18 protein-coding genes and 1 pseudogene are annotated in these 21,221 nt (G+C 69.7%); 12 read left to right on the forward strand and 7 right to left on the reverse strand.

Features of this window, described 5'->3' with window-relative positions; genetic code table 11:
• Positions 1–142: 142 nt before the first annotated feature.
• Positions 143–1,708 (forward strand): acyl-CoA carboxylase subunit beta, encoded by a 1,566-nt coding sequence (locus tag K340_RS0121385; protein WP_029138195.1) that lies wholly within the window; start codon positions 143–145, stop codon positions 1,706–1,708.
• Positions 1,709–1,806: 98 nt separating this feature from the next.
• Here the strand turns inward: K340_RS0121385 and K340_RS0121390 are convergent, their stop codons facing one another.
• Positions 1,807–2,325: a GtrA family protein gene (locus K340_RS0121390; protein ID WP_051267130.1), complete on the reverse strand. Its 519-nt coding sequence runs from the start codon at positions 2,323–2,325 to the stop codon at positions 1,807–1,809.
• Positions 2,326–3,778: 1,453 nt separating this feature from the next.
• Here K340_RS0121390 and K340_RS37625 point away from each other — a divergent pair.
• Positions 3,779–4,831 (forward strand): pentapeptide repeat-containing protein, encoded by a 1,053-nt coding sequence (locus K340_RS37625; protein WP_407662253.1) that lies wholly within the window; start codon positions 3,779–3,781, stop codon positions 4,829–4,831.
• Here the strand turns inward: K340_RS37625 and K340_RS37630 are convergent.
• A pseudogene (locus K340_RS37630) lies at positions 4,756–5,424 on the reverse strand (sigma-70 family RNA polymerase sigma factor); the annotation flags it as partial. The gene K340_RS37625 and the pseudogene K340_RS37630 sit on opposite strands and share 76 nt — an antisense overlap.
• Positions 5,425–5,633: 209 nt before the next feature.
• Between K340_RS37630 and K340_RS32215 the strand changes: the two are divergent.
• The 3 genes from K340_RS32215 to purE are packed head-to-tail and all read left to right on the forward strand — an operon-like array spanning position 5,634 to position 8,224.
• Positions 5,634–6,383 carry a hypothetical protein gene (locus tag K340_RS32215; protein WP_051267134.1) on the forward strand — a complete coding sequence of 250 codons (750 nt, stop codon included), beginning with the start codon at positions 5,634–5,636 and terminating at the stop codon, positions 6,381–6,383.
• A gap of 30 nt (positions 6,384–6,413) precedes the next feature.
• A complete protein-coding gene (locus tag K340_RS32220; protein WP_051267135.1) occupies positions 6,414–7,697 on the forward strand; it encodes a 5-(carboxyamino)imidazole ribonucleotide synthase in 1,284 nt (427 codons plus the stop codon).
• The gene (purE, locus tag K340_RS0121410; RefSeq protein WP_029138197.1) at positions 7,694–8,224 is read left to right on the forward strand and encodes a 5-(carboxyamino)imidazole ribonucleotide mutase; all 531 of its coding nucleotides are present in this window, start codon (positions 7,694–7,696) and stop codon (positions 8,222–8,224) included. Before K340_RS32220 ends, purE begins: the two co-directional genes overlap by 4 nt.
• A 35-nt stretch (positions 8,225–8,259) precedes the next feature.
• On the opposite strand, the gene K340_RS32225 is transcribed toward purE, so the two are convergent.
• Entirely contained in the window at positions 8,260–8,763 is a 504-nt protein-coding gene (locus K340_RS32225) for a helix-turn-helix domain-containing protein (protein WP_037366112.1), read from the reverse strand.
• Entirely contained in the window at positions 8,760–9,182 is a 423-nt protein-coding gene (locus K340_RS37635; protein WP_084614732.1) for a carboxymuconolactone decarboxylase family protein, read from the reverse strand. The genes K340_RS32225 and K340_RS37635 overlap by 4 nt, the downstream gene beginning before the upstream one ends.
• A gap of 294 nt (positions 9,183–9,476) precedes the next feature.
• Here K340_RS37635 and K340_RS0121420 point away from each other — a divergent pair, with 294 nt between their 5' ends.
• The 3 genes from K340_RS0121420 to K340_RS0121430 all read left to right on the forward strand — a co-directional run bounded on the left by K340_RS0121420 (position 9,477) and on the right by K340_RS0121430 (position 11,362).
• On the forward strand, positions 9,477–10,619 hold the full coding sequence (locus tag K340_RS0121420) for an acyl-CoA dehydrogenase family protein (protein WP_029138198.1): 1,143 nt from the start codon (positions 9,477–9,479) through the stop codon (positions 10,617–10,619).
• 87 nt (positions 10,620–10,706) lie between these two features.
• Positions 10,707–10,931: a ribbon-helix-helix domain-containing protein gene (locus K340_RS0121425; RefSeq protein ID WP_029138199.1), complete on the forward strand. Its 225-nt coding sequence runs from the start codon at positions 10,707–10,709 to the stop codon at positions 10,929–10,931.
• Positions 10,928–11,362 carry a PIN domain-containing protein gene (locus K340_RS0121430; protein WP_029138200.1) on the forward strand — a complete coding sequence of 145 codons (435 nt, stop codon included), beginning with the start codon at positions 10,928–10,930 and terminating at the stop codon, positions 11,360–11,362. Before K340_RS0121425 ends, K340_RS0121430 begins: the two co-directional genes overlap by 4 nt.
• A 22-nt stretch (positions 11,363–11,384) precedes the next feature.
• Here the strand turns inward: K340_RS0121430 and K340_RS0121435 are convergent, their stop codons facing one another.
• Both K340_RS0121435 and K340_RS32230 read right to left on the reverse strand, forming a co-directional pair.
• Entirely contained in the window at positions 11,385–12,146 is a 762-nt protein-coding gene (locus tag K340_RS0121435) for a TIGR03089 family protein (protein WP_051267137.1), read from the reverse strand.
• Entirely contained in the window at positions 12,134–14,086 is a 1,953-nt protein-coding gene (locus K340_RS32230) for an LCP family protein (protein ID WP_154674416.1), read from the reverse strand. The genes K340_RS0121435 and K340_RS32230 overlap by 13 nt, the downstream gene beginning before the upstream one ends.
• A gap of 196 nt (positions 14,087–14,282) precedes the next feature.
• Here K340_RS32230 and rfbD point away from each other — a divergent pair, with 196 nt between their 5' ends.
• Entirely contained in the window at positions 14,283–15,185 is a 903-nt protein-coding gene (gene rfbD, locus K340_RS0121445; RefSeq protein ID WP_029138202.1) for a dTDP-4-dehydrorhamnose reductase, read from the forward strand.
• A 31-nt stretch (positions 15,186–15,216) separates the two neighbouring features.
• Complete coding sequence (locus tag K340_RS32235) at positions 15,217–16,503, forward strand: SpoIID/LytB domain-containing protein (RefSeq protein ID WP_051267141.1); 1,287 nt, start codon at positions 15,217–15,219, stop codon at positions 16,501–16,503.
• 35 nt (positions 16,504–16,538) lie between these two features.
• On the opposite strand, the gene K340_RS0121455 is transcribed toward K340_RS32235, so the two are convergent.
• Positions 16,539–17,687 carry a glycosyltransferase family 4 protein gene (locus K340_RS0121455; RefSeq protein WP_051267394.1) on the reverse strand — a complete coding sequence of 383 codons (1,149 nt, stop codon included), beginning with the start codon at positions 17,685–17,687 and terminating at the stop codon, positions 16,539–16,541.
• 88 nt (positions 17,688–17,775) lie between these two features.
• On the opposite strand from K340_RS0121455, the gene K340_RS32240 reads away from it, so the two are divergent.
• Together K340_RS32240 and K340_RS0121465 are read left to right on the forward strand one after the other, a co-directional pair.
• A complete protein-coding gene (locus K340_RS32240; RefSeq protein ID WP_037366279.1) occupies positions 17,776–18,939 on the forward strand; it encodes a glycosyltransferase family 4 protein in 1,164 nt (387 codons plus the stop codon).
• A gap of 87 nt (positions 18,940–19,026) precedes the next feature.
• Positions 19,027–21,195 (forward strand): ArnT family glycosyltransferase, encoded by a 2,169-nt coding sequence (locus tag K340_RS0121465; protein WP_029138204.1) that lies wholly within the window; start codon positions 19,027–19,029, stop codon positions 21,193–21,195.
• Positions 21,196–21,221 lie beyond the last annotated feature (26 nt).

Raw genomic sequence — 21,221 nt, forward strand, 5'->3', positions numbered from 1 at the left:
CGGAGGACGCGGATGGTGCATCGCGGTCCGGCGGCGGCCAGCGCGGCGATTCGACACACCCTCCGGGGCCGGACTCCCCGGACAGGTGGACCCGGGATGGGGCGGGCCGAATGTTAACCGCGGATAACTTAGGGTGAGGGTCATGAGCAACGACGCCGACCACTCCGCGGCGACCAGCGCGCACCCGAGCTTCACCGACCTCGCCGAACGGGTCGCCGCCGGCGGCGCCGCCAGGTACCACGAGTCGAACGCGGCCAAGGGCAAGCTGTTCGCCCGCGACCGGATCGCCGCGCTGGTCGACGAGGGCTCGTTCGTCGAGGACGGCCAGTTCGCGAACGTGCTGGCCGACGGACTACCCGCCGACGGGGTGGTGACCGGCGCGGCCACCGTCGCCGGCCGGCCGGTCTGCCTGATGGCGAACGACTCGACCGTGAAGGCCGGCTCCTGGGGCGCCCGGACAGTCGAGAAGATCATCCGGATCATCGAGCGGGCCTACGCCACCGGCGTGCCGATGATCTACCTGGTCGATTCGGCCGGGGCCAGGATCACCGACCAGGTCGACCTGTTCCCGGGCCGGCGGGGCGCCGGGAAGATCTTCCACACGCAGGTCAGGGCATCCGGTGCGATCCCGCAGGTGTGCGCGCTGTTCGGGCCGAGCGCGGCCGGCGGCGCCTACATCCCGGCGTTCTGCGACGTGGTGATCATGGTGGCAGGCAACGCTTCCATGTATCTGGGCAGCGACCGGATGGTCGAGATGGTGACGGGGGAGAAGACCACTCTTGAGGAGATGGGTGGGGCCAAGATGCACACCTCGGTCTCCGGGGTCGGGCACCTGCTGGCGAAGAACGAGCAGCAGGCACTCGGCTGGGTCGCGGAGTACCTGAGCTACCTGCCGGACAACTCGACCCAACTGCCGCCGGTTGCCGATTCGTCAGCAGTACCGGTGGCCGGCAAGGGCGACCTGCGGGCGTTGGTCCCCACCTCGGAACGCCAGGCCTTCGACATGCGCCGGTACGCAAAAGCGTTGCTGGACGCCGATTCCTACTTCGAGATCCACCCGGACTGGGCCCGCGAGCTGACTGTCGGATTCGGCCGGCTGGACGGCAAGGTCGTCGGCCTGGTCGGCAACAACTCGATGTTCCGCGGAGGGGTGCTGTTCGTCGATTCCGCCGACAAGGCATCACATTTCGTGCAGCTCTGCGACGCGTTCAACGTCCCGCTGATCTTCCTGTCCGACGTTCCCGGCTTCATGGTCGGCTCGGCGGTGGAGCGGCAGGGCATCATCCGGCACGGCGCGAAGATGATCTTCGCGGTGTCCGAGGCGACGGTGCCGAAGATCTGTGTGGTGGTGCGCAAGGCCTACGGCGCCGGGCTGTACGCGATGGCCGGGCCCGGCTTCGAGCCGGACGCGACGCTGGCGCTGCCCACCGCCAAGATCGCCGTGATGGGTGCCGAGGCAGCGGTGAACGCGGTGTACGCCAACAAGATCGCCGCGATCGCCGACGAGTCGGAACGGGCGGCCTACGTGGCGGGGCTGCGCGAGGAGTACGAGCAGGACATCGACGTGGTCCGGCTGGCCTCCGAGCTGGTGGTGGACGCGCTGGTCGAGCCGGAGAATCTGCGGCGGGAACTGATCCTGCGGATCGCGGCTGCCGCCGGCAAGGACCGTTCCTTCTCCCGGCGCCGGCACGGCGTCACCCCGGTCTGACGGGGCTGACGGCTCAGCGCCGGTCGAGCCCGTCGAGACCGACGAGGCTGTCGTACCTGGTGTGCTCGGTGGATGTCCCTGGATTGATGACCAGACCGTCAGTCGGCCATCCGGCGGGGTCCGTTGTCGTTGGAGGAGTTCTCGCCCTCGTCGCTGAAGTCCTCGGGGAACACCCAGCGCCGGTAGGCCCAGTAGCGGAAGGCCATTCCGACCAGGGTGCCGATGATGTTCGCCGAGATGAAGTCGGCGACGCTCACCACGAACTGGGTGTGATGCGCGAGGTTGAAGCCGAACCAGTAGCGGGACATCGCCAGCGGGATCAGGTTCAGGCCCAGCGCCAGCCCGTTGACCAGGAAGAACAGCATTGCCTCGTGGTGCCGCTCGCGGCCGCCACGGGTGCTGAACGACCATTCGCGGTTCAGCACGTAGGACAGGACGGTCGACACCAGGATCGAGATGATCTTCGCGGTGATGGGCTTGTCGACCAGGATCGTGTGGGTCATGATCGTGAACAGCCCGGTGTCCACGATCCAGGCGGTGCCGCCGACAACGAGGAACTTCGCGAGTTCTCGGTACTTCAGCGGGAGAACTTCGCGGACTCTGTCGATGATCGGCACCGGCCGAGTCTACGGGCGGGGCAGGGCTGTTCTGGTCTGGTCTGCGGGGGGCGGGTCCGAGGTGGGAGCAGCATCACGCTGGACCAGAGTAGGGCCGACCAGAACACCCTCCTTGACGCTGTCGGCCGGATTCAACGTGGTCGACAACGTCGGCTTGACCAGCACCCGGGCGCCATTGCTGCTGGCGACGTAGGGGGTGGCATCGTCCCCCACCCCGTAGGTCCAGGGCATGCACTCACCAGTTCTGCACTCGAGGGATCGATCCAGGTTGTAGAGGAGTTGTGTCTTTGTGGCGTTGATCTCGAAGGTCGATGAGTGGCGTTCGACCGCGTCGTCGAATGTGATGTTGCGCGTTGCCGACGGATCGCTCAGTACCACTGTGAGGCTCCAGCCCCCCATCGCTTGCTCGACATCCTTGCCTTGGCCGGTGGTCACGAGGATCGGTGTCGTTACTAGCTTCTGCAGGTCTGCCTGAGAGACTTGAGCAGAACCCGCGTACAGCTCTCGGTTGTCGTTGATGCGCTCTGTCGAATGATCGAACAACGAGACTGGTTGCTTGCCTGCCCACAGGTTCAGTGATTCGAGCGGGGTGGTCGACGTCCAGGTCAGTTGTGCCCACAGAACTTTCGCGTAGCCACGGGCGGTCTCGCTAGCGCCCGGACCGCCGATGCAGGGAACCGGCACCCCAGTTCCGGAGCATGGATCGTTGAGCGCTGCGCCAGCCATACTGCCGCTGAACGGGCCGGTCATGTCGATCGTGTCGCCAGGCTGACGGGCGCTGATGGTCGGCAGGTCGGCTTCGGCCTGATAATCCAGGCTGTCAACGGTCAGGTCGAGTTGGTGGTCGCCCGATGCCTGCGGCAAGGCGGTCAGCGAGAAATCGGCGGACAGTGAGCCGTCGGCCCGCTCGACGAACCGGCACCTCACCGATCCGTCGTCTTTCTTGGTGCAGTTGTCGGGGTCACCGGCGACAACCAGGTTGGTGTCGTTGTCCGGCTGGGCGATGGTGGCCTCGCCGACGTCGCCAGCGGTGAGTGGCAGGTTGGCCGGCAGACTGACGGTCAGCGGGGTAGTCCGGCCTGCCGTCAGGCCGACGGCCGAGAGTGTCGGCAGCAGGCTCGGCAGCGTGACTGTCGTGCGCATGCCGGGGCCGATGTTCACGTGGAAGTCCACGAGCTCCTGCAAGTTGATGTCGGTGGTGATCGCCAACTTCAGCGTGATGGTCGAGGGGCCAGGCTGGATCGGAGGCAGCTTGCAGCCGCTCGCGGTGCAGGAACCGAGGCGTAGCGCGGTTGTCCCGATCAGCGGGACAACCGCGCTACGCCCGCGGAGGCCATCACCACCCTCGGGGGTCACCGACACACTCGACGGTGTCAGCTGTTTCGTGTCCACAGTCAGCTCGGCACCGCTGAGCGGCGCGGTTCCGGGATTCGTCACCGACAGCGCGACGTCGATGGTGCCCTTCGCCAGGTCGATCCCGGTCACTACCGGAGCGCTGCTACCCGGTTGCAGAACCGCCGGTGGTGTTGTGGGAGTCGTTGGGGTGGTGGGGGTTGTCGGGCTGGTCGGAGTCGTGGACGGGACCGTAGTGCTCGACGGCGCTGTGGTGCTCGACGGTGCGGAGGTGGCGGTGGTGCTTGTCGGTGCCGTGGTGCCCGGCGACGATGTGGAACTCGGGGGAGTCGTGGGCGCGGAGGTCGCGGTGCTGCGCGTTGGTGCCAGCGGCGGCACGATCGGGACGGAACCGGTGGGGAGCGTGCTGGTGCTGACCGGCGGCGGCACCACCGGCGGGGTATTGGCGGGCGGAGTGCTCGCCGGCGCCGTATTGGCCGGTGCAGTATTCACCGGCGCTGTGTTCACCGGAGCGGTGTTGGCCGGTGCGGTATTAGCTGGGCCCGTATTGGCCGGTGCGGTGTTCGCCGGCGCGGTATTGGCCGGGGCCGAGTTGCCGGAATTCCCGCCGTTCGCGCCGGCCGACCCGGTCGGACCGGGCCCACTCGAACTCACCGCGGCCGACGACGCGACGGCCGGCGGGTTGTCGGCGAGCGGCACCTCGTTGCCGCCGGTGCTCACGGCGACCATCACCGCGATGGCGGCGACCGCGGCCGCGGCGGCCATCCCGCCGGCGACGGCCCAGCTCTTCGGGATCTTCGTCAGCAGCGCCCAACCGCCGGCACCGTGTCCGGCGCCGCCCGCCGCGGCACCCGCGGCCGCCCCACCGACGGCGGCACCGCCGGCCGCGGTGCCGGCCCCGATGCCGATCACCGCCTTGCCGCCGGCGGCGAGCACGCCGATCTTCGTCAGCACCACCGACGGTCCGAGCGTCGACAGGTATCCGACGGCCGCGCCGCCCAGCAGCACCGGCGCCAGCAGCACCCGGAGCCCGGAGTTGACCTCCTGGAGTTCGGCCGCCAACGCCCGGCAATCGGCGCAGGTCTCCAGGTGGGCGTCCACCTCGGCCCGCTCGCGCCTCGACAGCCCGTCACGGGTCCAGGCACCCAGCTGACCGACGATCTGCCGGCAGGACGCCGCATCGGTGTCCACCAGGTGCGCCTGCAGATACGCCTCGCGCAGGCCCTCCCGGGCGCGGAACGCGAGCGAGGTCACCGCGTTCGGCGTCAGCCCGAGCAGTTCGCCGGTCTGGGCCGGGGTGTAGCCCTCGACCGTCAGGTACCAGAGCACCGCCTGCCAGCGTTCCGGCAACGCCGAATAGGCCTTGCCGACCAGCTGGTTCTCGGCGTCCTTGAGCACGATGTCGGTGTCCGACACCGGGACATCGAACTTCGCGTCGTCGTCGGTGAAGGTGAGCTTGGAGTCCTTGCGGGTCCGGTCGTAGGCGGTGTTCCGCAGCGTGGTGAACAGGTAGGCGCGGAAGTTCGTGTCGGGACCCTTGCCGGCCGTCAGCCCGTCCAGCACCCGGGCGAACGACTCGGACACCAGGTCGTCGGCATCGGCCGGTCCTCTGGTGAGTTGCCGGGCGAGGTTCGCGGCGGCCGTCGCATGGCGCCGATACAGCTCGGCGAAGGCCGTCCGGTCGCCGCTGCGCACCCGGGTGATGAGCTCGGGGTCGCCGACGATGATGTCCACCTGCTCGGCCACTGCTCACCTCCCGGGTCAAGTCGTCGTGGGTGCTAGTCCTGGATTCTGCCTTGTGGGTGACGCGCGGAGGAAACATCGATCACGCGAGAACCGGACACACCGCTGCGAGCTCGATCACTTACTGCTGTCGCACGCGTCCGGCTCTCCACCATTCGGGTGAAAGATGTCGGTTTCGCGTGACGAGGCGGGGCCATTCGCGTCCCTGAAGCATGAACCGAGCCTGGCGGCAGACTGCGGACAGCGAGGCCCTGCGCGAGCAGTGGCAGGTGCTGTCCTCCGAGCTGGGCTGGGCGTACGCCTCCGACTGGCAGCAGGACTCCGTCGACGCGCTGTGCGAGGCCATGGTCGAGCTACGGGACCCATGGGACGCGGCAGAGCGGCTGGGCCGGGACCGGGCGGCCGCCGGGGTCGGGCTCGCCGAGACCCTCTCCGACATCGACGCGCTCACCACCCTGGTGCCCGACGACAACGCCGAACAGCTGCGCAGGGCAGTGTCCCTGGGCTGGTCCGAGGTGGCCACCGCGCCGCAGGTGAGCCTGATCGATCCGATGACCGGCCTGGTCAGCCTCGGCTACCTGCAGCTCCGGCTCGGCGAGGTCTACCGCGCCGGCGCCGGCATGGGCCGACCGGTGGGCGCCTCCCATGCGCTGGTGATCGTCCGGATCCGCAGCACCCAGACCGGGCTGGGCCGTCGGCTGCCGATGGTGGTGGTGGCGGACGCGCTGCGCTCGGTGTTCGACGCCGGCGAAACGCTCGCGTTGCTGTCCGATTCGGTGATCGCGGTGCTCTGCCGGCGCGACCAGCGACTGCCGGCCCGCGCGGGCCTCGCGCAAACCCTCGGTCAGCGGATGCTCGACCGGGACGAACTGGCGGGTCCGGTGTCGGTGGCCGGCTGGATCGAGCCGCTGCCGGGCAGTGTCGCGCTCGCCACCGCGATGCTGGCGGACCTCAGCCGCTGAGCGGTTCGGCCGCCCATTAGGCTTCCCAGCGTGGATCCACGCACCGGTCTGCCCCGGGTCGGCATGGTCGGCGGGGGACAGTTGGCCCGAATGACGCATCAGGCAGCCATCGCGCTCGGTCAGAGCCTGCGGGTGTTGGCCACCTCGCCGGACGACTCCGCTGCGCTGATCGCGCCGGACGTGAGTATCGGCGAACACACCGATCTCGCCGCGCTGCGCAGCTTCGCCGCCGACTGCGACGTCGTCACCTTCGACCACGAGCACGTGCCGGGCGAGCACCTGCGGGCGCTGATCGCCGAGGGGCACACGGTGTACCCCGGCCCGGACGCCCTGCGCTACGCGCAGGACAAGGTGGCGATGCGCCGGCGCCTGGCCGAACTCGGCGCGCCGGTGCCGGACTTCGCGGTGACGACGGTCGGCGGGCTCGCGTCCGCGGCCGTCGCCTTCGGCGCCGACCACGGCTGGCCGGTGGTGGTCAAGACCGCGCGCGGCGGTTACGACGGCCGCGGGGTGTTCGTGCTGGACAGCGCGGATGACCTCCCTGGGCTGACGGAACTGCTGCCGGCCGCCGACGCCGGCCGTGAGCTGGTGATCGAGACCTTCGTGCCGATGCGCCGGGAACTGGCGGTGGTGCTGGCCCGCAGCTCGTTCGGTCAGGCTGCGGTGTGGCCGGTGGTGCAGACCGTCCAACGGGACGGGATCTGTGTGGAGGTGATCGCACCCGCCCCCGATCTGGATGACGACATCGCTTCTGCCGCAGGGGTTCTCGGCTTGCGGATCGCTGCCGAGCTGGACGTGGTAGGGGTACTTGCGGTGGAGCTGTTCGAGGTGCCGCGCAGCGAGCGGTTCCCGGACGGGCTGGTGGTCAACGAACTGGCCATGCGTCCGCACAACTCCGGCCACTGGACGATGGACGGGGCGGTGACCGGCCAGTTCGAACAGCATCTGCGGGCGGTGCTCGATTATCCGTTGGGCCGCACCGAGATGCACGCGCCGTTCGCGGTGATGGGCAACGTACTCGGCGGTCCGGCCGATTCGCCGGGCGCCGCGATGGGCATCGACGAACGGATCCATCACCTGTCCGCCCGGTTCCCCGAGGTCAAGATCCATTGGTACGGCAAGGGAATCCGACCGGGTCGAAAGCTGGGGCACGTCAACGTGACCGGCGGCGACCTGGCCGCGCTGCGGCGGACGGCGCAACTGGCCGCCGAATGGCTGGGCAGCGGGGTCTGGGCCGACGGGTACTCGATCCATGACATTTCCGAAGCCGGCGCCGCGGTGGCCGCCGCCGACCGATCGAAGGAGCTCCGATGACGCAACCCCAGGTCGGCCTGGTGATGGGCAGCGACTCGGACTGGTCGGTGATGAGCGCCGCCGCCGATGTGTTGCGGGATTTCGACATCGGCTACGACGTCGGGGTCTACTCCGCACACCGGACGCCGCAGCGAATGCTCGACTACGCGAAAGGTGCCGCGGGACAAGGACTCCGGGTGATCATCGCCGGCGCCGGTGGTGCCGCGCACCTGCCCGGGATGATCGCCTCGGCGACCACCCTGCCGGTGATCGGCGTTCCGGTGCCGCTGAAGTACCTGGACGGGATGGACTCGCTGCTGTCCATCGTGCAGATGCCCGCTGGTATCCCGGTGGCAACCGTGTCGGTGGGCGGGGCGGCGAACGCTGCGCTGCTGGCGCTGCGGATCCTGGCGTCGGCCCCGGACGATGCCGGCCGGAAGTTGGCCGGCGAGCTGGCCGCCTACTCCGACGACCTGGCCGCGATGGTGTTGGCCAAGCACTCGAAGCTGCAGGGGGAGCAGGGTGCTGCGGTTGAGCCGAAGTCCTAAGCGGAACCGACGGAGCCGACCGAACCGACCGTCGATTAGCCGGTGACGTTCAGCTGGTGTTGCACGTTCTCCGGACCCGGGTGATCGGCCGGTAGCTCCTGCCGGCGGGCGCGGCGGCGATCCCGGACGTCCCGACGGTGGAACGAGAGTCGCGGAATCGGCCTGGCCCGTTCCAACCCGGCCACCCGTTGGCTGATGCTGGTCGACTCCGGGTCCAGGTGCGCCGGGTAGTAGCGCCCACCGCGATCGGTGATCGCGTCCGACCGCATCGGTGCCACCGGGTCCCCGTGCTGATCGCTCAGCGCGAGCGTGAGCCCGGTGGCCGAGATGAGCCGCACGAAGGTCGTCAGCGAAATCGGCTCGCGGCCGCGCTCGGCCCGAGCGACGCTGCTCTTGCCGACGCCGGCCCGTTCGGCCAGTTCGCGCTGGCTGACGTCGGCCAGGCGCCGCGCGCGGCGCACCAGCCCGGCCAATAGGTCGAGCGACTGTTGCTCGGCTGCGGCGTTGTCCCGAAGATCTGTGGTGTCACGAACGTTCACGATGTCCCCCTCGTCGGTGACCCGGATGACGGGTCTTCCCCTTTGGCACATGGTGCGCCCGGGTACCGACAGTGGGGTCGGCGGACGTCGGGTCGGGGAGGTGAGGGGGTGGGGTGGTCGGCGCTACCACTGTGCCCCGGTGGGCGGGGCAGAGTGGTAGCGACCGTCAACCGATAGGGCGAGCTGGCCCGGACCCGCGGCGGGTGTTCGCTCAGCGCTCGGGCACGGCGCAGGCGGCACCGTCGGAGGAGTTGCGCGGGGGTGATTCCGGCCCTGGCAGCCAGTGCGGACCCGATGTCGATGCAGTACTGACACGTCACCAGGGCGGCGGCCTTCAGCTCGGCGAGGGCCTTGAGCCGCGGGTCCATCCGTCCGCTGAACATCAGCGCCGACTCGTACATGCCGGTGGCCGCCAGCAACTGCGGTCGGCGGGATCAGCCAGCGCGGCAGATCGGCCTTGTCCCGGCGGGCCTTCGGCAACACGGCGGCGGTGTTCTTGAGCTGCGCGATGACTCCCATGTCGGTTCACCTCTCGTCTCGCCCACGCCGCCGAGCCCGCAGGCTCATGGTATCTCCGACGCACCGCATCGGGCAGGCTGGAAGGCTCGCTACCATGACGGTTACCGGTCGGTAACAAGGCGGCCGGCGGATGGATTCCGACTCAGCTGGGAGTAGCCGTGGCCGACACGCAGATCGTCACCGAGGGTTCGGGCCTGTTCGCCGTCACCGACGACCATCGGGCGGTCCGCGAGGCCGTCCGGGAGATCGCCGTCAAGGCCATCGAGCCGCATGCCGCCGACTGCGACGAGAACGAGCGCTATCCGACCGAAGCACAGCAGGCGCTGACCGAATCCGGATTCAACGCGGTGCACATCCCCGAGGAGTACGGCGGCGCCGGCGCCGACGCGGTCGCCACGGTGATCGTCATCGAGGAGGTGGCCAGGGTCTGCGCCTCGAGCTCGCTGATCCCGGCGGTCAACAAGCTCGGCTCGATGCCGATCATCCTGTCCGGGTCGGAGGAGCTCAAGAAGCAGGTGCTGCCGCAGATCGCCGACGGCACCGCGATGATCAGCTACGCGCTGTCCGAGCGGGAGGCCGGCAGCGACGCCGTGGCGATGCGCACCAGGGCCACCCGGGACGGCGACGACTGGGTCCTGAACGGCACCAAGTGCTGGATTAGCAACGCCGGCGTCTCGCAGTGGTACACGGTGATGGCGGTGACCGACCCCGACGCGACGCGCAAGGCGGACGGTATCTCGGCGTTCGTGGTGCACGCCAACGACGAGGGTTTCGTGGTCGGGAGCAAGGAGCGCAAGCTCGGCATCAAGGGCTCACCGACCAGGGAGATCCACTTCGAGCAGTGCCGGATTCCCGGCGATCGGATCATCGGCGAACCTGGCACCGGCTTCAAGACCGCGCTGGCCACGCTGGATCACACCCGGCCGACCATCGGCGCTCAAGCTGTCGGCATCGCCCAGGGCGCGCTCGACGTGGCGATCGGATACGTCAAGGAGCGCAAGCAGTTCGGCAAGAAGCTCGCCGAGTTCCAGGCACTGCAGTTCATGATCGCGGACATGGCGATGGAGATCGAGGCGGCCCGCACGCTGGTCTACCAGGCGGCCGCCGCCAGCGAGCGGGGCGACGCGAACAAGGGCTTCCTGGCCTCGGCTGCGAAGTGCCTGGCCTCCGACGTGGCGATGAAGGTGACCGTCGACGCGGTGCAGCTGCTCGGCGGCGCCGGCTACACCCGGGACTTCCCGGTGGAGCGGATGATGCGCGACGCCAAGATCACCCAGATCTACGAGGGCACCAACCAGATCCAGCGGCTGGTGATGGCCCGCAGCCTGTTGCGCTGACCTGGCGGGTGCTGCCTGCGCGCATCGGACCCAGCCTTGAGGCGGGCATTCCAGCGAGCGGTGCCATACGTAGGGTAAAGTGGCTGGATGAAGAAGACGACGATCTACCTGGACGACACGGACGACCTGCGGCTGCAGCAGGCGGCCGTGCGCAGGGGCTCGTCGCGCACCGACCTGATCAGGACTGCGATCCGCCGATTGCTCGACTCCGAGGAGGCTCCGTCCGATCGTCCGAGAGTTCTCGGGCGCAGCGGCCACCGTGATACGTCGGAGCACGTCGACGATCTGTTGGCCGAAGGTTTCGGCCAGTGATCGTTGTCGACACCGGTGGGTTGTACGCCTTCCTCGACGCCGATGACGATCATCATGAACGAGCCAGGCGCGCGGTCGAGGCCGAACCGGGACCGTTCTTGATGTCGCCGTTCGTTCTCGCCGAACTCGACTACCTGGTCCAGCGTCGGCTGGGTACTGCGGCCGAACTCGCCCTGTTGGACGATGTCGAGGCGGACATTTACCGCTTGGTTCCGTTCGGCGCCGACGATCTGAACCGGTCGACGACGCTCCTGCGGCAGTACGGCGATCTCGACATCGGGCTGGCAGATGCCTCGGTAGCCGTGGTTGCGGCTCGCCATCGAACGGTTCGGCTGCTGACAACCGACGAGCGGCACTTCCGAACGGTCAGGCCGCTCCGAGGCGGCGAGGCGTTCACGCTTGCACTGTTCGACGAAGCATCGGACCTCTAGGAAAGTCGCCGCGGCGGGCGCCTCAGGAAGGCGGCCAGCTCACCGTGCACCGCTCGTCGGCCCGGATCCGCTCGCGGGCCGCCTCGTCGAAGTCGCCGACCAGCTGCACCAGCGAACCTTCGGCGGCCAGGGCACCCAACACCAACGGCAGCACCGGATCCGGCAACGACCAGGCGGCTGAGCTCAGCACCCGAGCGCCGGCGCCGAACTGCTCGGCGGCCTGGGTCGCCGTCGTCATCAGCTCGGCGACCGACCATCGGGTGCCGGCGGCGAACAGTGCCGGCGCGGCGTCGTCGACCGCCGGCGGTTTCCCGAACCGGTCGGCCTGCCCGAGCACGGCACCGGTGAAATCCCGTTGGTGGGCAAGAACATTCGTCGCCGGTGCGCCGAGCGGATGCCCGGACACTACGAACACCTCGTCGGCGGCGGCGTCCGCGCCCGGCAGATCGGCCACGAACGCGGCCGCAGCTCCCGGATCGTCGACATCGGTCAGCACGGCGCCGGCCCACCAACTGCCGAGCAGCACCGGCACGGTCTGCCAGCCGGCGCCGAGCCGAACGACGACGGTGTCGCCGGGCACCACTCCCAGTTCGTCGGTCAGCAGGCCGGCCACCTTTGCCGACCAGTTCGCCAGCGACGCCGTCGACAGTTCGGTGCGTCCGAGGTCGGTGTGCACCACCAGCCGGGGCAGGTGCGGATCACCGGCCAGGAGCGGCAGCAGCAGCCGGGCGGTCAGCGGCCCGGTCGACGGCGGCCCGCTCGAAGGCGGGATCAGTTCACACACCCGACCGTATCGGCGCTGACCGGGGCAGAACCGGAGGTGGTCGGTGCCGCGGCCTGCGCCGGGAACTGCGTCGCGGCCTGCGCCGGGACGTGCAGCGCGCTGCCGGCCCGCAGACCGGAGCCGGGGGCCGGCGCGTCCTTGCCGGCCACCACCAGCACGTGCCCGGCCGCCACGTCTGCGCTCTCGGTGATAGTGCCGAAGCCGAGCGCCTTCTGTACCGCGGACGCGGCTGCCTTGGCGCCGGCCGGGTACCGAATCTCGGTGGTGTCCAGCTGGTTCGACTGGCTCTTCCCGGGCATGTCGGCGGGCTGGCCCACGGTGTAGCCCGACGGCAGGGCAGCACTGAGCGCATCGGCGACCGACCCACCCAGCCCGGCCGTCATGGTGCCGTTCTGCACGTCGACCACGGTTTTGCTGGCCGCCTTGCTGCTGCTCGCAGACGAGCCGGCCCCGGCCTTCCCGTCGAGGTTGGCGAAGAAGCTCTTGATCTCGGCCGGGTCGGTGGCCAGCGCATCGGTACCGGCGCCGGTGGCGGCACCATGGGTCGGAATCGTGGTGAACGTGACGTTGCCCGACGAAAGGCTCTGCATCTGTTGGCCCAGGGTCAGCAGGTCCAGGCCCTTGTCCATCACCAGCGTCTTCTTCGCCGCCGACGCCAGGCTCGGGATGCTGGTGGGGTTCGACAGCACCTTCTTGATCGCCCCGGCCAGGAACGCCTGCTGGCGCTTCACCCGGTCCAGGTCGCCGCCTGGCAGCCCGTGCCGCTGGCGGACGAACGACAGCGCGGCGGTGCCCTGCACCTCCTGCTGGCCGGCCGGGAACTTCGCGCCCGACCAGGGGTCGTCGACGGCGTTGTTCAGGCAGACCGGCACCCCGCCGATGGCGTTGGAGATGGAGTAGAACGCAATCAGGTTGACCTCGGCGTAGTGGTCGATGTGCAGCCCGGTGAACTTGCTGACCACCTGGATCAGCATCTTGCGGCCGGCCTCGCTGGACCGGAACTCGCGATCTTTGCCGTCGACCCCCTTGGACGCCAGGTACTCCTGGGTGAAGGCCTTCGCGGTGCCGTAGAACGAGTTGATCTTGTTCGGCTTGTAGTCGCCCTGGGAGCCGTCGTGGTAGGGGCCGGGCAGGTCCGTCACCACGTCCTGGTCGATCCAGGTGTCGCGGGGGATCGACACCGCGGTCGCCTTGCCACCACCGTCGGGGATGTGCACCACCATGATGGTGTCGGTGTTGGTGCCGGAGTTCGCCTCGGTGGCGACCTGCTGCAGTTCCTCGGCCGACAGCGGGCTGCCGTCGGCGTTGGTCCGCGAATCGGCGCCGATCAGCAGGATGTTCATCCCCTTGGTCGGGTCCTTCGGTGCCGCCTGCTTGGCCTGCTCCTGCGCGTCGGAGTTGCCGGAGAAGTTGGTGAAGAAGCCGATCCCGGTGACGATCAGCACCAGCGCGGCCAGGAACGCCGTGATGATCCGGCCGGCCAGGACGCCACCCGGCGTGCGGTGGTTCGGCGGTCGACCGCCCGGACCGCCCGGCCCGCCGCCGGACACCCGGCGGGGCGGCACCGGCGGGGGACCGACCGGGCCACCGGCTCGTGGTAGCGGCGCCGCAGCGGGAGCGGGCGGCAGCATCGCGGTTCGTGGCTGATCCAGCTCCGACCAGGCGCGGGCGGCGGTGGACTTGCGCGGGGGCTGCCCGGCCCGGGCGTCGGCCACCGGCCCCCGGGCGTCGGCCATCGGCCGCCCGGGCTCGGCGATCGGCGGACGGCCGCCGGCGGCCCGCTCCGGGTCAAGGCCAGGGCGACGCGGCCCCACCGCCGGGCGGCGCGACTGACCACCCGACGCGCCGGGCCGCAGCTGCGGGTCGGGCCGACCGTCACCGGCACTGGGTCCGTACCGGCGCGGCCCGCGCTGCGGGTCACTTCCGGTGGGACTGCTCATGTGTGTCTGGCCCTTTCGGTTCGTCGGCGCGCCACCAGGCGCAACGGTTCATCGCTTCTTCATTTGTACAGACGGCTGAACGCGGCGGCCGTTGCCATGAGGAACGTCACCCGAGGTCCCAGGGTATCGACGCGAGGCAGTCAGCCAACCCGACCCGCCGGGGTGGCCGGGTCGAAGATGCGGGAACAATGACCGCATGACGAGCCTGATGATCACCGGTGCCGGCGGGCAACTCGGCACCGACCTGATGGCGGCGGCCGCGGCCGCCGGGAAGCAGGCAACCGGGTTCACCTCGTCCGGGTTGGACATCACCGACGCCGACGCAGTCGAGCATCAAGTGGCCGCATGGGCGCGGGCAGCGGACCGGGACGGCGAGCGCGCCGTGCTGATCAATGCGGCCGCCTACACCGCCGTGGACGCCGCGGAGTCCGACGTGGACCGGGCCTACGCCGTCAACGAGCGCGGACCCCGGAACCTGGCCGAGTCCGCCGCCCGGCACGGATCGCGCCTGATCCACCTGTCCACCGACTACGTGTTCCCAGGGGTCGACCGCGGTGAGCGACCCTACGACGTCGACGACCCGACCGGCCCGCGCAGTGTCTACGGCGCGTCCAAACTCGCCGGCGAGCGGGCCGTGCTGATCGCCCACCCGGCGGCCCAGGTGGTGCGGACCGCCTGGGTGTACGGGGCCGGCGGCCCCAATTTCGTCAAGACCATGGCCCGGATGACGCTGACCCATCCGACCGTGAGTGTGGTCGACGACCAGCGCGGCTCACCGACCTGGAGCGCCGATCTGGCCGCCGGGCTGCTGCAGCTGGCGGGTCGGGAGCTGCCCGGCGGCGTGCTGCACGCCACGAACAGCGGCGACACCAGCTGGTTCGGCTTCGCCAGGGCGATCTACGCCGAGCTGGGTCTGGATCCGGCGCGGGTTCACCCGATCGGGTCTGACGAATTCCCTCGACCTGCGCCGCGACCTGCCTATTCGGTACTCTCGCAAAAGTCGTGGATCGACTCCGGCCTGTCGCCGTTGCGCCCCTGGTGCGATGCCCTTGCCGCCGCCTTGTCCGCGGACCGATCGGCATACCTGCCGGCCGGCTGAGCCCACCAGTAGCCATCCGGAGCGTCAACCGATGTCGTTGCCCCTGCGCGCCCGCCGCGTCCTCGTCACCTTCACCGCAGTCGGTGCCACCGCCGTTTCGGCGCTGCTGGCGCCGGCCATGGCCGATGCCGCGCCGGCGCCGCAGCCGGCCACGGCCACGGCTGCGGCTGCGGCGATGACCTCCGCGACCATCACCGGTCACGGGTACGGGCACGGCCGCGGTATGGGCCAGTACGGCGCCTACGGGTACGCGGTGAACTACCACTGGACGTATCAGCGGATCCTTTCCCGCTACTACGGCGGCACCCATCTGGCCCGGCCGGCCGCGGCGAAGGGCAGCAACCGGATCAACGTCCGGCTGACGGCGTTCAACGGGAAGAACGTCCGCGTCACTTCGAAGTCCAGCTGGTTCAAGGTCGGCAACAAGTACCGCTTCGAGGCCGGCCAGTACGCGGTGCTGAAGTACCTGTCCGACGGGAAGATCCAGGTCTACCGGGGATCGAGTTGCACCTCGGGGGCCACGCTGGTCGGCACGGTCACCACCGGAGTGGTCCGATCGGCAGCCGCACCCGGGAACGACGTCAGGAAGATGCTCGCGGTCTGCAATGGCGCCACCCGCAAGGTCTACCGCGGATACCTCACTCTGTTGTCCAAGGACGGAACCTGGGGCGGTCGCCGGCTGGTCAACACCGTTGGTGTCGACGACTACCTGCGGGGAGTGGTTCCGAGGGAGTCACCGGCGTCGTGGGCCGACGCCGGTAAGGGCTGGGGCATGCAGGCGATCAGGGCGCAGACGATCGCCGCCCGCGGATACGCGCTGACCGACACCGTGCACTCGGAGAACCACTCGCAGACCTGCGACACCACCGCCTGCCAGGTCTACGGGGGTGCGGGTACCAACGACACCAGGATCGAGGACAGCCGCACCGACAACGCAGTCGCCACGACGACGGGCCTGGTGCTGCTGAATTCCGCCGGCAAGATGGTGGCCAGCGAATTCTCCGCCTCTACCGGCGGCTTCACGGCGGGCGGGACCTTCCCGGCAGTGTCCGACCAGGGCGATGCGGCCGCGAGCAACAACCCCTATCACAACTGGACCAGCAAGGTCTCGACGGCTTCGCTGCAGAGCAGATATGGCAGCGTGATCGGCACCCTCACCTCGATGAAGGTGACCCTGCGGGACGGCCATGGCGCCGGCGGCGGGCGTGCCGTGTGGGTGCGCCTCTACGGAACCAAGGGACACACCGATCCGATCTCGGGCGAGAGCTTCCGTTCGCAGCTCGGCCTGAAGTCCACCTGGTTCTTCCTGCCGGCCTGACCAGTCGAGTTGGCGCCGCCGGACAGGCACGTCCGTCAGGACACGGCCATCCGGTAGGCGCTCAACGCCGCGTCGGTGCACTTCTGCCAGCTCCAGCCACGAGCAAACTCCCTGGCGGCCAACGGGTCCGGTCGGTCACCGGCCAGGCTCCTGGCGAGCACGCCGGCCAGCGCATCGACGTCACCCACCGGGAAGGTCGCGGCATGCCCGCCGGCTACCTCCAGCATGGCCGGTGTCCGGCTGATCACCACTGAGGTGCCGGCGGCCATCGCCTCGAGCACCGGCAGCCCGAAGCCTTCGTAGATCGACGGCATCACCAGGGTGGTCGCGCCGGCGACCAACGACGGAAGATCGGCCTGATCGACGTAGGGAAGCGTGATCACCGCGGATCCCGGTGCGGATTCCGGGGGGATCGGCTGCTGGTCTCCCCAGCCCTCGGCGCCGACCAGCACCAGCGGCGGCACCGCGGAACCGGCCTCGGCGGTGAGTCGTCGGTGGGCCTCGACCAGCGTCGTCAGTCCTTTGCGAGGTTCCTTGGTTCCCACGAACAGCAGGTAGTCCGCCGGCAGTCCCCACCGCGCCCGCACCGCGGCTGACGGGGGAGCCGCATCGAACCACGGCTGATCGACGCCCAGCGGCGTCACCACGATGCGCTCCCGCGGGAACCCGTACGCCTCGGCCAGCTCGTCGGCGGTCCAGGCGGTGAGCGAGCAGGCGACCGCGGCCCGTTTGAGCCCGCGCGGCACCAGCTCTCGATAGGCCAGCGACGACTGGTGCACGGTCTCCGGCAAGTGCAGATAGGAGAGATCGTGGACCGACAGCACACCGGCGGCGCGGCGCAGCGGCGGCAGCACGTAGTTGGTGGCGTGGAAGACCGCGCTGCGTCCGGCGATCCACTCGGCCGGCGGGAACGACGTCGTCAGCCAGGCCTGACGCAACAGCCTGGCGGGCACCGGAAGGCCGCGGTGGCGCACCCCTGGCGGCAAAGCGGCAGCGAGCGAGCGCCAGCCGCGCAGGGTGAAGGCAGTGGCGGACAGGTCGACCTCTGGTGCGGTCGCCAACCCCTGTACCAGGTGCTCGACGAACCGACCGATGCCGGTGCGGACACCCAACAACGGGGTGGCATCGACGGTCACGCTCAGGCCGCCCTGACGGCCGGTGCGCCGCGGGGAGGTGGCGGACATCAGCGATACCGTACCCGGGAGGCGGGCCGCCACCCGCTCCACGGACCGTGGCCGCCCGGGTCGCCGTCGATGTCGGGAGGTGACCGCGGTGCCGGTGCTGACCGTGATCGTCGAGCAGTTGCTGTCGCCGGTACCCGGCGGCACCGGACGGGTCACCAAGGAGCTGGCGACGGCGATGGCGGCGCAGGCCCCGCCCGGCTGGCAGCTGCGGACGGCGAGCGCGTGGCACTCGTCGACCGCGGCGGCCGTCATTGACGGTCCGATCGGGGCGATCCGGCCACGGCGGCTACCGGCCGGCCGGCGGGCGCTGTCGGTGCTGTGGGAACGCGGCCTGCCGCCGGCGGTCGCCGGCGATGTGGTGCTGGCGCCGACCCCGTTGTTCCCGAGTGGTCCGCCGCTGCCGCCGGCCCGGCGCGGCCAGCGCCGGCTGGTCATCGTGCACGACGCCGTGCCGTACACCCACCCGGAGACCCTGACCCCCCGCGGGGTCGGCTGGCACCGCAGGATGATCGAGCGGGCGGCCGGGTCCGCCCGGATCATCGTCCCGGCGCAGGCGGTCGCGAGCGAGCTCGCCGACTACGTGTCGCTGGCGCGACCACCCGCGGTGGTCGGCTGGGGGGTGGGGGACGATCTCGCGCCGCCCGCCGACGCCGTTGCCAGGCGGCGGCGGCTCGGTCTCCCCGAGCGCTACCTGGTGTTCGTCGGCACGGTCGAGCCGCGGAAGGGTCTTGACCTGCTGTTCGCGGCGCTCGGGGCGCCGGGCGGCAGTGGGGACGGCAGCGACGACGGGGCTGAGGACAACCCCGTCCGATCAGTCCCGGTAGCCATCGTCGGCCCGGCCGGCTGGGGCACCGGACTCGACCAGTTGGTCGCCGCGTCCGGCCTGGCGAAGCAGCGGGTGCTGGCGTTGGGCCGGCTCGACGACGCCGACCTGGCCGCGACCGTCACCGGGGCCGCCGCACTGGTGGCACCCAGCCGTTCCGAAGGATTCGGGTTGCCGGTGTTGGAAGCGATGGCCCTGGGTGTGCCAGTGCTGCACACCGCTGTGCCGGCGTTGACCGAGCTCACCGACGGCGCCGCCGCGGTGGTTGCCAACGAGGATCCGGCCGCGCTGGCGGCCGCTCTGGCGACGCTGCTGGCGGATCCAGGTGCGCGGGCCCGGCTGGCTGAAGCGGGCCGACGACGTGCCGCGGCGTTCTCGTGGCAGAAAGCCGCAGAACGGACCTGGCAGCTGGTCAGGGACCCGGGGTGAATTGCCTATGCTGGTTCCGCCCGCCAGTTCGTCGGGCAGACACCGATGGCGACGGGATAGCGGCGTGAGTCGAGCGGGTGACCGGTGGTGAGTGACCGGTCGGTCGGCGACGCTCCTGCTCTGAAGCCGACCGGCATGGAATTGCCGAAGGGGCCGTCCCTGCTGACCGCCTTCGTGATCGGGATTCCGGACCGGATCTGCCAGCTGTCGCTGGCCGTCATCCTCGGCGTGGCGATACCCGTTCAGCTCAGCATCTTCCACTCGTACGTCGTGTTCCCGCTGATGCTGCTGCTGGCCGCGGTGGGCTGGCGGCTGATGCCGGCCTCGCCGGTGCAACGACCGGCCGCCGCCGGAATCATCGGCCGCCTCGGCTGGTCGAGCCGGTGGGCCTGGGCGATAGGCACCGCGATCGCTGTACTGATTGCCGTGCTGTGGTTCCTGATCAACCGGCACTACTACTCCGAACTGCTGTCCGTGCGACGGGACCCGTCCATTTACACCCTGCGCGGGTTCTACCTGATGAACCACCCATCGCCGGACGCGGCGTTGGATCCCGACATGCTGGCGGTCCGCAAGGCCGTCCCACAGGTTTCGCTGTATCAGGGCGGTGAGACCAGACGGATCATCCGCTACTTGCAGAGCACCACGATCGTGCCCGGCATGATCGCCGTCGCCGGGTGGATCGGCGGGGCCGGCTGGCTGCTGCAGGCCAACGTACTGATCGGCGCCGTCGGGCTCGTCACCGTCTACGCCATCGCCCGGCGGATGGCCGGCCCGTGGTTCGGACTGATCCCGGTGCTCGGGCTGGCGGTGAGCATGCCGCTCGCGGCGTTCTCCCGGGCGCCGTACACCGAGCCGGTCTCGATGATCACCATCACTGTCGGACTGCTCGGGTTGTGGTGTGCCGTCAGGGAGAAGAGCCCGCGGATGTGGCTGCTGGCCGGCCTCGGGATCGGCGCCACCGCACTGACCAGGATCGACGGCGTGCTGCTGGTGATCGGCACGGTCGCCGGGCTGGCCGTCGCGATCGGCTTCTGCGCCTCGGTCGAGGTCCGTCGAACCTTGTACCGCGGGCTGCTGTGGCTTCTGGCCGGGGCCGTTCCGATGGTGCTGCTCGGCTACACCGATCTGAAGTTCCATTCGCCGGACTACCTGTTTGCGCTGCGCACCGAGGCACATGCACTGTGGTTCGCGCTGGGCGGGGTAGTAGTGGTCGCGTTGTTGATGCGCTGGATGCCGCTGGCCGTCGGCCGCTGGCTGCGGGTTCATCGGGCCGCCCTCGCCTGGATCCTGAGCGTCGTCCTGGTGGCGGTACTGGCCTACCTGGCTCTTCGTCCGCTGTGGCAGATCACCCGCGGGGTCGAAGGAATCTATGCGATCGGGATCGGCAACCGGCAGAAGCAAGAGGGCCTGCCGCTGGACATCCACCGCAGCTACAGCGAGATGTCGGTGACCTGGCTCTCCTGGTACTTCGGCTGGGCCGTGGTGGCGTTGGCCGGAGCTGCTGTGGTGGCGGCCGTCATCGCGATGATTCGACGTCGGAACCTGGCGCTGATGTTGGTGCTCGCCCCGCTCGCGGCCAGCGCCCTGCTCTATCTGTATGCCCCGAACATCACTCCGGACCAGATCTGGGCGATGCGTCGCTACCTCCCCGCGGTGCTCCCCGGCATGTTGTTGGTCCTGGCCTGGGGGGCGGCCGAGGCGACCGGCGGCCTGCAGCGTTGGTGGAGTAAGAGGCTCCCGGCCGGCGCGGCAGGTGATCGGCGAGATCGCTCGGTTACGAGCGTGCTGCTGGCGGTGGCCACGGCGGTCACGGTGATTCCCGCGGTCCTGTCCTGGGGGCCGATGTTCACGGTCCGGGAAGGCCAGGGCCAATACGATCTGGTGCGCGGGATCTGCTCGACGATCACCGGCGACAAGGCGTTGATCCTCGGTTCCCCACCGAAGATGGGCTACTACCAGGTGACGCTGAACAACGTGTGCGGCGTCCAGACCCTGTACCTGAAGGCACCGGACCAGGCCAAGGTGGCAAAGATCCAACAGACCTGGGGCGGGACGATCACCGTGGTCACGTTCACGCCGAAACAGGTTCAGTGGTCGGTGCCTCCGGCCAAGACGCCCGATCTGGCGCTCGACTACCAGATGTGGGAGTCGACGCTGTCGAGGGTTCCCAGCAAGCCTGTCGACGAATCGACCGACGTGTGGATCGGTACCGTCGAGCCGAGTGGACTGGTTCGGCCCCGATCGTCCGGCTGACCGTCGCGTAACGCCGCCCGCCCCCG

Source organism: Nakamurella lactea DSM 19367 (assembly GCF_000426645.1).
GTDB lineage: Bacteria > Actinomycetota > Actinomycetes > Mycobacteriales > Nakamurellaceae > Nakamurella > Nakamurella lactea.

Excerpts from the sequence above, each read along its gene's own strand:
- rfbD (WP_029138202.1), top strand. The coding sequence starts at position 14,283 with ATGACGAGCCTGATGATCACCGGTGCCGGCGGGCAACTCGGCACCGAC.
- K340_RS32235 (WP_051267141.1), top strand. The coding sequence starts at position 15,217 with ATGTCGTTGCCCCTGCGCGCCCGCCGCGTCCTCGTCACCTTCACCGCA.
- K340_RS0121455 (WP_051267394.1), bottom strand. The coding sequence starts at position 17,687 with ATGTCCGCCACCTCCCCGCGGCGCACCGGCCGTCAGGGCGGCCTGAGC.
- K340_RS37625 (WP_407662253.1), top strand. The coding sequence starts at position 3,779 with ATGGTGCCCTTCGCCAGGTCGATCCCGGTCACTACCGGAGCGCTGCTA.
- K340_RS0121425 (WP_029138199.1), top strand. The coding sequence starts at position 10,707 with ATGAAGAAGACGACGATCTACCTGGACGACACGGACGACCTGCGGCTG.
- K340_RS32215 (WP_051267134.1), top strand. The coding sequence starts at position 5,634 with ATGAACCGAGCCTGGCGGCAGACTGCGGACAGCGAGGCCCTGCGCGAG.
- K340_RS32230 (WP_154674416.1), bottom strand. The coding sequence starts at position 14,086 with ATGAGCAGTCCCACCGGAAGTGACCCGCAGCGCGGGCCGCGCCGGTAC.
- K340_RS0121385 (WP_029138195.1), top strand. The coding sequence starts at position 143 with ATGAGCAACGACGCCGACCACTCCGCGGCGACCAGCGCGCACCCGAGC.
- purE (WP_029138197.1), top strand. The coding sequence starts at position 7,694 with ATGACGCAACCCCAGGTCGGCCTGGTGATGGGCAGCGACTCGGACTGG.